The following is a 13,003-nucleotide window of genomic DNA, read 5'->3' as shown; positions in this document are numbered from 1 at the left end:
CCCACTGAGCCTCAGTTGTAGTTGCTGCTAACAGCGACCCAGTAGCGCTCGCCGTCGTGCACTCGCTCGTCGACCAGCCACCGACCGGTCGAGAAAAAAACGCCGACAAACCCTATAAATTGGACGCATGGGGGATGACTCGGAACTCGCCAGCACGCAGCAGGACCTCGCCGACGTCTCGGCCGACCTCGCCGCGCTCCAGACCGAACGACTGACCGAGGCGCGCCGCCGGATGCGGCTCTCTGCCCAGGAGCTGCTGCGCGCGGCGCTGATCGTCGAGGACCTCGACGATGCTTCCGGGGGCAGCGAGCTCGAGCTCGCCCTTGAGACAGTCCGCACCGTGGCGACCGACGCCGACCTGCACTGAGGCCCGCCGACCTCGACGCCAACCGGCGGTAAAGGACGGCCCGTCGGGCAGATAGAGCCGCTGCGCGGCCGGCATCGCATCGAAGTTCTTACCTCCCGGGCCGATCAATTCTGAGCCGGCGGCCCCTGCGCGCAACCGAGGCGCCTACGGCGACACCCGCTCCCGGCGAACCCGCGGATCGGCGCTCGCACGCTCGCTTGTTTCCTCACCACGGCCCCTCCCCCACGGGCGCAGACCATCGGTTGCACTCCGGGCCCTGACACCGGCTCGTCATCTCTCTTGCCCGGGAGGGGCAAACAACGGTTGGCAACCCAGGCCACCGGCCCGCTGCCGTGGCAGGAAGGAGCCCATCGTGGCTTCCAACACCGAGAACACCAGGACTGCTGACAGCGATGTCGTCGTGGACCAGACCGTCATGCAGCACCTGGACCCCACGGGCCTGCTCACCGACCTGAACGTCCGGCACGACGACCGCCTCGATAAGGCGTTCGTGGCCTCGATCAAGGACCTGGGCGTCCTGCAGCCGGTCGTGGCTTACAACACCGAGGCCGGGGTGCGGGTCCGGTACGGGCACCGCCGCACCGCTGCTGCCGTCGAAGCCGGACTGGCCGTCGTGCCGGTGATCGTGGTTGCCGACGAGGCTGACGACGACGCCGCGACCATCGAGCGGCTGCTGTCGCAGTACGCCGAGAACGAGCACCGCACCGGCCTGTCCAACGCCGAGCGCGTCGGCGTGGTGACCCAGCTGTCGCTGCTGGGCATGAGCCCGGCGAAGATCGCCAAGCGCACCCAGACCAAGCGCACGGACGTCGACGCCGCGATCGCCGTCTCCGGCTCGGACCTCGCCAAGGCCGCGACCGTCCGCTACGACTGGCTCACCCTCGACCAGGCCGCCGCCGTCGCGGAGTTCGAGGATGACACCGAAGCAGTCACCCGGCTCGTGAAGGCCGCCCAGCGCGGCCAGTTCGAGCACACGGTGCAGCGCATGCGCGACGACCGCGCCGAAGCCGCCGCCCACGCCGCCCTGGCCGCCGACCTCACCGCACAGGGCCTCACCGTGATCGACGCACCCGGCCCCGGCACCCACACCCCCTACGCCCTGTCGAGTCTGGTCGACGGCAAGAGCAACGCTCTCGACGCGGAGGCCCACGCCACCGGCTGCGACGGGCACGTGGTCTGGATCGGCAACGTATGGGAGCAGGTCGACCGCGAGACCGGCGAGCCCGTCCCCGAGGACACTCCCGAGGACGACCAGGCCTGGGACCGCCTGGTGACCCGCCAGACGCTGCGCGCCATCCCCGGCTGCGCCGACCCCAAGGCCCACGGCCACAGCGACCGCTACGCGTCGGCCAGCGGCACCGGACGCGTCAGAGCCGACCAGATGAGCGACGCCGAGCGCGATGCCGCCAAGGCGGCCCGCCGCCTGGTCATCGAGAACAACAAGGCCTGGGACTCAGCCGAGATCGTCCGCCGCGAGTGGGTCAAGACCTTCCTGACCCGCAAGACTCCCCCGGCCGGACTCGGCGCGTTCCTCGTCGACGCGATGGTCCGCGACCACCACCACGTCGCCAGCACCGAGGGCAACCACCTCGCCGCCGAGTGGTTCGGCGTCGAGGCCCCCACCTACGGCCACAGCCTCGCCCTAGCCGACACCGCTAACACCGCGACCGACAAACGCGCCCAGGTGCTCGCCCTCGGCCTCGTCCTAGCCGACTACGAAGCCAGCCTCGACCGCGCCTCCTGGCGCAGCGACGGCACCCACAGCACAGCAGGTCGCTACCTGCGGTTCCTCGCCGCCAACGGCTACACCTGCTCCGACGTCGAGGAGTACGCGATCAGCGAGCAGACCGCCTAACCCGACCCGAGGGGTGGCCCGACAAGGTCACCCCTCCCCCGGCGGCCGACTGCGCCGAACTGCCAACGCCGCGTCCACCGTCCCGGGGGCACCCCCGACGCGCTGAGCCCGCAGCTGCCGGCCCGCCGAGTCCCCGGCCGTCGCGCGACAGGTGCACTGCTGGGTACCACATAACTAACGCACAAGTAGCGTGGGACTACCCGCTGAGGTAACTAACCAATACTCCGAACATCAGGTTAGCGACGACATGGCGATAATCGCTGCGCTACCCGGCAATTAACGCACAACTACTCACTCGGTACGGCGTGCCTACTGCGCGGGTACCCCGATCGGGCGCATCATCAACACATGACACCGCAGGACACCGAGGCGCTCAGCCGCGTCATCTGCTTCGCCAACGGCAAAGGGGGAGCGGGAAAGACCAGCACAGCCGTCAACTTCGCCGGCCTATGCGCCAGCGCCGGACACCGCACCCTGCTGCTCGACCTCGATCCCCAGGCCAACGCCGGCCACGACCTGGGCTACGGCTGGACCGACCAGAGCGACGACGGCAACCACATCGCCAGCACCCTGATGAGTCCTGATGCCCGGCTCACGCCCACCATCAGTGCCGTCCGAGACAACCTCGACGTCATCAGCGGGGGAGCGGCCCTGAACGACCTCGAGGACGTCGTCGCCGGCCGCAGCCGCCGAGGTTTGGACTCCGACACCATCCTGGCCACCGCCCTTGCGCCGCTGGCCGCCGGCTACGACCTCGTCGTCATCGACACCCCGCCTACCCGGCCCGTGCTGCTGCGGATGGCGCTGACCGCCAGCCGGTGGATCGTCGTCCCCACCCGCGCCGACCGGTCCTCCATCGAGGGCCTGCGCGTCCTGGCCGAGCAGATCATCACCATCCGGCCCGCCAACCCCCACGTCGCCATCCTCGGCGCCGTCCTGTTCGACGTCTCCACCACCGCCACCGCCATCCGACGCAACGCCGCCCAAGACATCGCCGACGTCCTCGGCGGCGTCGCACCAGTGTTCGGCTCGGTCATCAGGCATTCGGAGCTCGTAGCCACCCAAGCCCGCGAGAACGGCCAGCTCGTCCACGAGATCGCCGAGACCGTCGAGGACGCCGAGCCCTTCTGGGTCGCACTCAAGGAGGGCCGCGCGCCCAGACGGGTACCCGGAAGCGCACCAGCCCTAGCCGACGACTACGTCCTGCTCACCCAAGAAATCCTGGCGCAGATCGCCGAACTTGAGGCCCAGCAGGGGGTGCCGGCATGACCGCCCCCGCACGACGCCGGATGACCTCCATCAGCGACCTCCCCGGCCTGGCCCCGCGCCGGCCGGTCACCGAGTCGCCAACACCGGCCGAGGAAGTGACCCCGCAGTCCACCAGCGGGCCAGACCCCGCGACGTCGCAGGCGCCGAGCGCCACGCCGCCAGTCACCAAGCGGGGGAGTGACCCCACAGCCCCTGCGACACGTCGAACGAGCAACACGCGGACGCCACGCAAAGCCACAGACACCCCCATCCGCGAAAGCAGCTTCCTCGCACCGGCAGACGTACGCGACAGACTCCGCGCGCACGCCACCGCCACCGGCCAAACCCTCGCCCAGATCGTGCTTACCGCTGTCGAGACCACCGCCGAGCAGCTACCGGACTTGATCGCCACTGAGCGCGGAACTGCAGCGTCGCCACTGAAGGGCAGCCTGTTCCCCGCCACCGAGGGCCGCGGACGGCGGCGCGCACCCGGCCAAGCCCACGTCACCATCAGCATGCGAATCAACGCCGCCAACCTTGACGTCCTCGACCAACTCACCGCCCAAGTCGGCGCCGGCAGCCGCTCCGAACTCCTGTCGGTCGCCCTCGCCGCCTACCTCGACACAGTCCCTCGCGCGTGACCATCGTGCTGGCCCACTCGTCGTCAAGACCGTGCACGAGCTGATCCTCGACACCTTCGTCAACGTCCAGAACAAGAATGACCCTGCGTCCCACACGCGCCACCAGAGCTGAGGGACAGTCCCAGTTCGACGTTTCGAGGTGGCGCACCTGCTGCCAACCGCCAAACCGTGCCCACCGACCGTCGTACCAGTGCTGGTGCCCGAGGTGCCGAGTTGGGCGACCGCTATCCCCATCTGGGGAGATCAACCGTCCGGCGCCGGCGATAGAGTGAAGGTCCTGCCTCACACGGCGCCGGAGGTCGAGCTCGCGGGCTCGAAATCCAACTCCGGGGCAGGAGGTGGTGCAGATGGCTTACACGCCATCACACAGAGCCAACAAGCCCGCGAACAAAACAAGGGCTGAGCGACTGACAACCCTGGCCGGGGTTGTTGGTGCAATCGCTTCAGCCCTTGCTGCGGTGCTCCGATTGTTCGGCGGTCTGTGACCACCAGAGGCTGGTCCGCAGTTAGGCGCTGCGGGCCAGTCTCGTCGTCGTTGATCCTGACACGACACCTCCACGGTACACCCGGCAAAGAGCTGGGGCCTACCCCTTCAGGTGGTCCCGTACGGGCCTGGACAGGTCCTCAGATTGCTCACTTTGACTCCTCGGCACAAAACCGGTCCAACGTAGTGCGCCCTGCCGGGAAGCAGGAGCCGCTTCGCGGCACTGGACTGGATCGAAGTTCTCTCCTCCCGGGTCGAGCAATTTTGAGTCGGCGGCCCCCGCACGCAACCCCGCGCTGCGCGCCGACGTCCAGACCACCGAGCGGCCTCGGCGCTCGCAGGCTCGCTGACTTCCTCGCCAGCTCGCCGACCTGGCCACCGGTGCCGGGGTTGCCCTCCGGGGCCTCATGCCGGCTCTGCATTTCTCTTGTCCGGGAGGGGCGAACAACGGTTGGCAACCCAGGCCACCGGCCCGCTCCCGTGGCAGGAAGGCACCATCGTGCTGCTCACTGTGAAGAACCCCGCCGACCTGGTCGCCGCGCTGTGCACCGCGCTCGGGTTCGTCCCGACCGAGTCCGTCATCGTGCACCTGGACTGGGCCGACGACCCCACTCACAAGCCCCCGATGTTCCGGATGGACCTGGACGCGATCGAGCACGTCCCGGCCACCGTTGAGGATCTGGCCGCCCGTCACGGGCAGGTCGCGGTGTCGGTCGTCGTGATCGGCGCCGCCCTGGCCATCGGCCACACCACCACCGCCGCACGCGTGTTCGCGCTCGAGGCCGCCTTGCACGACTTGGTCGCCGTCCAGATGGTCGCCGGGACCGACGGGCACATGGTCTGGTGCGCTCGCGACACCGAAGGCTGCGCCGACACCCGCTGGACGGTCGACCTCGGCTCGCACCGGTTCGTCGCGGAAGCGGCCGCCGCCGGACACACCGTGCGACCGGTCAGCAGCATCAACGCCGACCTGACACCCGGCACCGGCACCACCTGGCCGCTGGTCGACGCTCAGGCCGTCTCGGACTCGATCGACTTCACCGGTAACGCCGACCCCCGCGAGTGGATCGGCAGGGCGATCAAGATGGCCGCACGCGAGATCCCCGCCCAGACCCGCACCGACGTCGCGCACCTGGTCGCCGCCTCCACGGTCATCCCGATTCGAGACCTGATGTGGGCGCACATCACCCGCGCGAACGCCGCCGACGCCCTGGCCCTGTGGGCGTGGGTCGCCCGCAGCGCCGAGCCTGAGCGCGCCGTCAACGCGCTCGCCCTGGCCGGGTGCGCCGCCTGGCAGACCGGCAACGGATACGCCGCCCGCGTCGCGCTAGCCAACGCCGGGGCAATTGACCCCAAGCATTCGATGACGATCCTGCTCGACACGGCGCTCACCGCCCAGATCGACCCCCGCACGTGGGAGCCGGTCGCTGTGGCGGACCTGCAGGACGCCGTCGACGCCCTCTGGAGGGCCTGACACCGTCGCGGGGTCGCCACCTCCGACGGGGGGAGAGGTGGCGGCCCCGGTGGCTTTAGCGGGGCCGCTGCGCGGCGCTCAGTCGTTGCCTGCCTCGGGCCGGGGGAGGGCATACCAGCTGTCCATTTATGCGATGGCGGCCGGCCGCGCGTCACCACCGGTGCCGTCGGCACGTGCCTGATGCCTCCTATGTGCGGCGATCTGCCAGGGGAAGCCCCACACCCAGCACCAGCACACGCAACACGCGACCGCCAGGGCGAGTGCACCCCAGACGGCCCCCGACTAGGTGTCTTCGCGCACGTTGGACACCGCGAGCGCCGCGCAGTTTGCGAAGTACAGAACCGCAACAATTCGCGCCATCATTGGGTGTCGGTCGACTCGCCGCACAATCCGGCCGGTCGTCGAGGCGTTGTTAAAGCCATCGTCACAATTAAACAACGCGTGGGCCGGGCGGCCCGCCCACCAACTCGGCCCACCTGTGATGCAGCCCTGGCTGAGCAGCCAGCCACCTCACCCGATGCGGCGCGACGCTCCAAGCCCTCGAATACTGGGCAACGTTGCGAGGCGCCGCGACTCATCAAGTTCGCACTCGATGAAGCCACAATTGCAATGGCGCCGCGGACTCGCAATGAGCAGGCGTTTCACTTCGGGCTTTCACGAATCGAGGTCGTAAGCACGCGTTGGTGTCGTAACCTCGACGAGTGTCGGGACATGGGGTGCTGCGCTTCGTCAACGGGCTCAGCGAAAAGCTCGCCTCTCGCTCGCGTCATGTCTGCCTATTCGTCGGTGCCGGCGCATCGCGCGCGTGCGGGCTTCCGGACGTCGCCGGCCTGGAGAAGCACTTGCGGGCAAGCCTGTCCGGCGACTCGTTGGCCAACTTCGAGAACCTGATGACGGGGCGCAACCTCGAGCAAGTGTTGAGCCGGTTGCGCCGCATCGCGGCCCTGCTGGCGGGCACGACCGATCAGGTAGATGGCCTCACCAGCGACCAGGCGGCGAACCTCGATCTTGAGATCTGCCGGCACATCGTCACCGAGCTCGCGATCGACTCGAATGCGATGGAACCGATGCTGCGGCTGGCCTCGTGGGCCGCACGAGCGGACTACCACCATCCGCTAGAGCTGTTCACCGTCAACTACGACCTGCTGATCGAAACCGGCTTGGAGGGACTTGGAGTCCCCTACTTCGACGGCTTCGCCGGCACGATGCAGGCTCGGTTCCGCAGCGACCTGGTCGAGGCAATGGCCGGGGAGGACCGTCACTGGCTCCCAGCGTTCCTGGTACGAGTGTGGAAACTGCACGGCTCGGTGAACTGGGCCTGGAACACCGACCCCCACCCATCGGTAGTCCGGCTGGGCGCCGCCGTGCCCGAGGATCAGGTGGCCGCGATCTATCCCTCGGACGCGAAGTACGACGAGTCTCGCAGGGTGCCGTTCGTGGTGCTGCAGGACCGCCTACGCAGGGCACTCGAGCAACCCGAGAGCATAGCGCTAATCACCGGGTACGCCTTCGGCGATCAGCACCTTAACGAGATGATCTTCGAGGCTGTCCGTCGCCGGCCACGCTCAGAGTTCATCGCCTTCTGCTATTCCACCATGCCCGACGACCTGACCGTGCTGGCCACCACCGCCCCAAACCTGCAGGTCGTGAGCCCGACCGAAGCCATCCTGGGAGGAGTCAGAGCCGACTGGGAGTCCCCGGATGATCCACCCGCTGACGTCTGGGCCGCCGATGCGTTCCTGCTCGGCGACTTTGCCTATTTGTCTCAGTTTCTGGCGCGCAGTTCACCACCCCAGGCCGAGCTCGAGGCCCGGCTCACCGAACTGCTGGCCAAGGCGGTGACGCCGGGTGCCTGAACGCGAACCGACGTGCATCGGCCGTGTCCGGCACGTCCTCGGCGCACAGGTCACCGTCGCTCTTGACACTGAACTCGCCGGCGTAGCGCCCATTTTTCGCGGACAATTACAACGGATAGGCCAGATCGGCTCGATCGTCCGCATCCCCCAAGGCCTTGTTGATCTGGTCGGACAGGTCAGCCTGCTCGGAATCGCCGAGCTCAGCGGCACGACTACGCCTGTAGAAGCAGTTCAGGTGGGCGAGCGTTGGCTGCAGGTCGAACTGCTCGGTGAGATCGACAGGGGCACGAGACGCTTTCACCGCGGAGTGGGGACCTACCCCGGGCTCGACGACCCCGTTCACTTCTCCACCCCCGATGACCTGCGAGCGGTTTTCCCGCCCCCCGGCGAAGCATCGATTAACGTCGGAAAATTGGCCGCTTCGGAGGAAGTACCCGTGTGTGTGACGGCCAGTCCCTTCGTCACTCGACATTCGGTTGTGGTCGGATCCACCGGATCTGGAAAGACGAGCTGCGTGGCCTCCATGCTTCAAAAATTCGCGCGCGGCGGATGGGAAGCCGCCAATATTGTCGTCATCGACCCTCATGGGGAGTACCCCACCGCGCTCGGTGACCATGCCTCGGTCAGGTCGGTTCTCGGCAGCGGGGCGCACGGCATCCGCGTCCCTTTCTGGGCACTCCCCGCCGCCGACATCCTGTCTGCCATTGCCGGGACCGCAGGCGGACCCACAACCCAGAACCGGTTCACCGAGCTCGTCACCGAACAACGCCGGACCTTCGCTGCTGCCGCAAGTTGGCTTAGCCTCGACCCCTCAGCGGTTACGGCGGACACCCCAATCCCCTTTGACCTCAGGTCGGTCTGGCACCAGCTCGACGCCGAGAACAACGAAACCCGGGCCACCGTCAAGGATCCAACCACCGCAGAGATCGAAGATCCGGGCGACCCGGCCACACTTACCCCTACCCGATTCAGCCATTACGGGCCAGGAGGCGCGGCGCCGCACAAGGGGCCCTTCCACGGCACCCACGCCACCGTGCCTGAGTTGCTGCGACTAGGTCTACTGGATCCCCGCCTGATGTTCTTGCAGCAACCCGAAGGCGACCCGGACGGGTCCGATCCGCTCGTCGAGGAGCTAGCCAACTGGCTGGGCCGCGACCGGCCCGTCTCGATCCTGGACTTCAGTGGTGTCCCCCAACAAGCCAGCGATGTGGCGATCGGCGTGATCCTGAGCCTGATCTTTGAAGCAGCCGTCCGCACCCCGTCCGGCGGACTGGGGGTCGGCCGCCCACGACCGGTGCTGATTGTGCTGGAAGAGGCTCACCGCTACCTCGGCGAAGCCGCCGCCTCGATGGCACGCACCGCAGCCAACCGCATTGCTCGCGAAGGACGAAAGTACGGCGTCGGCCTCATGCTGGTCACCCAACGCCCCTCCGAACTTCCCGACACTGCCCTGGCGCAGTCCGGCACCCTGGTCGCGCTCCGGCTCAGCAACGCAGCAGACCAAGCCAAAATCCGCGCCGCCCTCCCCGACAGCGTCGCCGGGCTGGCCGCCGTACTCCCCTCGCTGCGCACCGGCGAAGCGGTCATCACCGGCGAGGCAATCGCTCTGCCGGCCCGCACCCTCATCGATCCCCCAGAACCCTTCCCGAACGCACACGACCCATCACTGGACGCGTGGAGACAGCAGAGCACCGTCCCTGACGTCAGTGCGGCGCTCAAGGCATGGCGCGGGGTCTACAACTCTGAGGAGAAACCATGATTGATTGGCAACCCGTCCACGGCTCCACCAGGATCATCGCCGAGGCCTACCTGCCGGAGACGGAGACCATCCTGGTCCGATTCACCAACGGCGTGGAGTGGGCCTACTCCGCCTGCCCACCATCGGTGTGGCAGGAGTTCACCGCTGGGTCCCGCGGGCAGTACATTGCCACCGTGCTCGACGGCAAGCCGAACGCAAGGTGGGCCGGCTGACCAGACTTCTGCACCGCGTTCACACACGGGCCGAGTGACGCCAATGGGCTCGCGGGACGCGCGCTGAGGAATCCGCTGCGGCACGAGCCGGCTGCAGTGGCGAAGCCGCGATCGGGCTGTAGTCGCGCTTCGCGCGAGGTCTGGTTACCTTTCGTGGGCAACGACCGTCGCGGGCCCAGCCTTCCCTGACCCCCATGGCCCGGAGACGCCGATGCGCATACGATTTGCTCGGTTCGCGAGAGTTAATCGGTGCGAGCGACTGCATGGGGGAGCGGCCGCGCTCAGCGAGCGCTTGCGCGCCTGCCTGCAACGAACAAATAGGCGGCGTCTCTGCGATCAGTGAGGCGGGTTCCCAGGTAAGGGGTGAGACCCGCGGCTGCGCCAAGCCCACCACCGACCAGGCCGGGAAGTCCCCCAAAGATTCCGCCGATGAACAAGCCGGCCGTACCCAACGTCGCAGGGCTGATTGCCTGCCAGAAGCGGTCTGAGGACATTTTGCGCTCCAGCTTGTGCGACGCGGCCTCGAGCCCGTGTGCCAAGTGGGTCAGGGCATCCACTTGCTCTCCGGGCGCTCGCGCGGTCATGACGGACACGCGGACCTGATCTCTGAGGTCGGCGACAGCAGCCTCGTTCAGTAGCGCTCTGGCCAGGTCAGGACTCTTCAGGTCTGGCAGCGCAGGAACGTCGGCCCAGATCGCGGATTGGGCGACACCGCCGGTACCTGTTCCTTGTCGGCGCAGCAGGCGCGCCTCGAACATCGACGCCGACACGTACTCGGCTGCGAACACGTCGGCGGAGACCAGTCGCTCGTTGGTCCTCTGGATGAACATCGACGTGGCCGAATTTACGACCTGCCTCATCCACGGGGCATAGTCGTGACCCGCATCGTAGGGCTGGAGCGAGCCCCACATGAACGTTCCAGCCTCGTTATCAAACGAACCAGGTTCGACTCGCCCGTACATCCAGAAGTTTACCGGGTCGGTAGACAAGTCGTCGCCCGCTGAGACCAGCAAGGTCTCTCTGGCTGTCGGTCCCTCGACGATGAGTTGGTCGCGGACCCAGTCCACGAGCCTACCGTCGGCGAGGTCGCGCGCGGTGAGTTGCTGTGCTGCCGGGCCCCTGTGCGCCATGGCCACCCCGCGGGGCACAAAGACAACAAGTCCGTTGGAGATGAGGTCAGACAGCTCGAGCTGTGCCTTGGCCAGGCGTCGAAAGGTCTCAAGGTCGGCCGAGCGAGTCAGGGCAGCAAAAAGATCGTCAGGCACCAATACGTGGTCGGCCAGCAGGAGGGTCCGTCCCAAGAATGTTGGGACGTCCAGTTCCTCGTTCCACAAGACCGTGGGCTTGGGACGCCGTCGCGACAGCGAGTCGACCGTTCTAAGGGTCTCCGCGGCCAGGCGGTAGAGCGCTTCGACGACGTTGTCTTCTGGGCTCCCGTCACCGGTCAATGTCGACACACGACGCAGAACCTCTACGCGCAGCTTTCCCAACACGGCCGGGTCCAGATGCTCACCGGGTTTGAGAGCGGTCTTGGATAGCTCGTGCTCCCAATTGGTGTAGGCGATGGCACTTGGAGCCGGTTCAGTCGGGGGGAGATAGATGGGCGTTCCAGGGGATAACGACTCGGTCAGCGCCTCGGTGCGCACCGACATCGATGGAGAGATGTAGCGGCAACCGGGCCAATCGGGTGGCAAGGGAGCTCCTGCCACCGAAGCGGGGCGCTTGTCGCCGTGGCAGTGCTTGTACTTCAGGTGCGACCCACACCAGCACCGGTCGTTGCGTCCAAGTTCCGCCAGCGGGTCCATCTCTCGAATCTATGTGCTGCGCGCACAGACCGGGGTGGCGCGCCACGCTCGGGCCGGGCGGTGCCACCTCAGCTGTGGGGCCGGCCCGGCCCCGATACCCACTCAGGTCTCCGTCGAGTTCGAGCGGCAATCTGCGAAGCCAGATGACCAACTCGAGCCGACCCCTACGTTTGAGGACCGCCTGCGCCGCTGCGATTTTTGCATCGCAGTGGCGTGCTCCTTTCCCGTCGCCAGACCGGACGTTGTGGTCCTAAGTCCCGGCACGACTAAGCCGACGCGGGAGACTCACACCATCCTCGGCGCGCCCACGAGATAGGGGCGGCGCGACCGTGGCGCCACCCTGCCCTGACTGCAGTTGAGACAAGCTTCCCGGTGGATGCAGGTCGTACACATCGAGCCTCCGTGCCCGGGGCAGCGACCGGCGGCGCCACTTGGGCCGATCGCCGACCGATCGGCCCACTGCCCGCCCGACGCCACCGCCACGCCGGAGGACTGGCAACCCGACTCCGCAGGGTTGCTGACACGCGCCGATGGCGGCCATCATCATGTAATGCTCAGCAGTGTGTGGGTCCATGCTGGACTGTCCAGGCCCCAAGTGATCGGCGTCGACGGGGACGGCCCGGGCGAAGGGTGGGAATTGGTGGGCGACACCGGCACACATCCTGACGCATCGCTGAATGGCCATGTCGCGCATGCGATGGGCGTGAAGCGGACACGTCCATCGGGACCGGTCGAGTTCTACCTGGGGGGCGACCCGGCGTCGCCATGGGTACGAGACGCACAGCGCCTGTGTCCGGGCCTGCCACACCGGATCACCGATCCGGCCGCAGTGTCACCTTTCTGGATTGCGATTGGCGTCCGCGATACCGGACCTCTGCTGGTGGGACGCGCCAGAGCCAAGGTCGCGACGCTGACACGGCGTCCAGGCGAGCCGCACCCGGGTCTGCAGTTGCGGCCGGTGCTGGTGCCGATCAAGTTGAGCGCCAAGGGCGGTCGGATGTTCGACAGGGTCGACCGGTCTTGAGGACCAGACGCCATTCCAGGTCAATAGAGAGGAGTCCGCATCAACCTGCGCCCACCAGTGCCCGATCGCGGCACTAAGAAGGCGCCCAGACTTAGGGGTTGCTCAACATGGGCTGAAAGTCCAAGGTCGGTGGCGCAGAGTCTCGATGAGGATGATGCCGGACTGCGGTGATCCGCCGACGTTTGCGCCATCCTGAGGTCGTCGCGATGACGGCCTCGCTCCTGCTGGAGCTCAATCTCGCGGTGTCTGGCCTGCCGTCCGCGGCCCTAGCCCGCTGC

Annotated in this window: 10 protein-coding genes; 9 read left to right on the top strand and 1 reads right to left on the bottom strand. The window is 67.4% G+C overall.

The window, feature by feature from the left end; translation table 11 throughout:
- Window positions 1-127: 127 nt before the first annotated feature.
- The 8 genes from ACI6PP_RS17035 (at window position 128) to ACI6PP_RS17000 (ending at window position 9,896) form a co-directional block, all read left to right on the top strand.
- Window positions 128-367 (top strand): hypothetical protein, encoded by a 240-nt coding sequence (locus tag ACI6PP_RS17035; protein WP_421112811.1) that lies wholly within the window; start codon window positions 128-130, stop codon window positions 365-367.
- 352 nt (window positions 368-719) lie between these two features.
- Window positions 720-2,222, top strand: a complete 1,503-nt coding sequence (locus ACI6PP_RS17030; protein ID WP_421112810.1) for a ParB/RepB/Spo0J family partition protein — start codon at window positions 720-722, stop codon at window positions 2,220-2,222.
- Between the two features lie 348 nt (window positions 2,223-2,570).
- The gene (locus ACI6PP_RS17025) at window positions 2,571-3,491 is read left to right on the top strand and encodes a ParA family protein (protein ID WP_421112809.1); all 921 of its coding nucleotides are present in this window, start codon (window positions 2,571-2,573) and stop codon (window positions 3,489-3,491) included.
- A gap of 20 nt (window positions 3,492-3,511) precedes the next feature.
- Window positions 3,512-4,111 (top strand): hypothetical protein, encoded by a 600-nt coding sequence (locus ACI6PP_RS17020; RefSeq protein ID WP_421112808.1) that lies wholly within the window; start codon window positions 3,512-3,514, stop codon window positions 4,109-4,111.
- Between the two features lie 983 nt (window positions 4,112-5,094).
- The gene (locus ACI6PP_RS17015) at window positions 5,095-6,069 is read left to right on the top strand and encodes a DUF4192 domain-containing protein (RefSeq protein WP_421112807.1); all 975 of its coding nucleotides are present in this window, start codon (window positions 5,095-5,097) and stop codon (window positions 6,067-6,069) included.
- Window positions 6,070-6,785: 716 nt separating this feature from the next.
- A complete protein-coding gene (locus ACI6PP_RS17010) occupies window positions 6,786-7,925 on the top strand; it encodes an SIR2 family protein (RefSeq protein WP_421112806.1) in 1,140 nt (379 codons plus the stop codon).
- Window positions 7,918-9,684, top strand: a complete 1,767-nt coding sequence (locus tag ACI6PP_RS17005) for an ATP-binding protein (RefSeq protein ID WP_421112805.1) — start codon at window positions 7,918-7,920, stop codon at window positions 9,682-9,684. Before ACI6PP_RS17010 ends, ACI6PP_RS17005 begins: the two co-directional genes overlap by 8 nt.
- Window positions 9,681-9,896, top strand: a complete 216-nt coding sequence (locus tag ACI6PP_RS17000; RefSeq protein WP_421112804.1) for a KTSC domain-containing protein — start codon at window positions 9,681-9,683, stop codon at window positions 9,894-9,896. Before ACI6PP_RS17005 ends, ACI6PP_RS17000 begins: the two co-directional genes overlap by 4 nt.
- A 281-nt stretch (window positions 9,897-10,177) precedes the next feature.
- Here the strand turns inward: ACI6PP_RS17000 and ACI6PP_RS16995 are convergent, their stop codons facing one another.
- A complete protein-coding gene (locus ACI6PP_RS16995) occupies window positions 10,178-11,701 on the bottom strand; it encodes an SEC-C domain-containing protein (protein WP_421112803.1) in 1,524 nt (507 codons plus the stop codon).
- Between the two features lie 595 nt (window positions 11,702-12,296).
- Between ACI6PP_RS16995 and ACI6PP_RS16990 the strand changes: the two genes are divergently transcribed.
- Window positions 12,297-12,725, top strand: coding sequence for a hypothetical protein (locus tag ACI6PP_RS16990; RefSeq protein ID WP_421112802.1), 429 nt, complete (start codon window positions 12,297-12,299; stop codon window positions 12,723-12,725).
- Window positions 12,726-13,003: the final 278 nt, after the last annotated feature.

It is taken from the genome of Solicola agrisoli, from assembly GCF_049059935.1.
Taxonomy (GTDB): Bacteria; Actinomycetota; Actinomycetes; order Propionibacteriales; family Nocardioidaceae; genus JAURVT01.
Note: the sequence above shows the minus strand (reverse complement) of the source record. Positions and strands in the feature narration are given on the sequence as shown.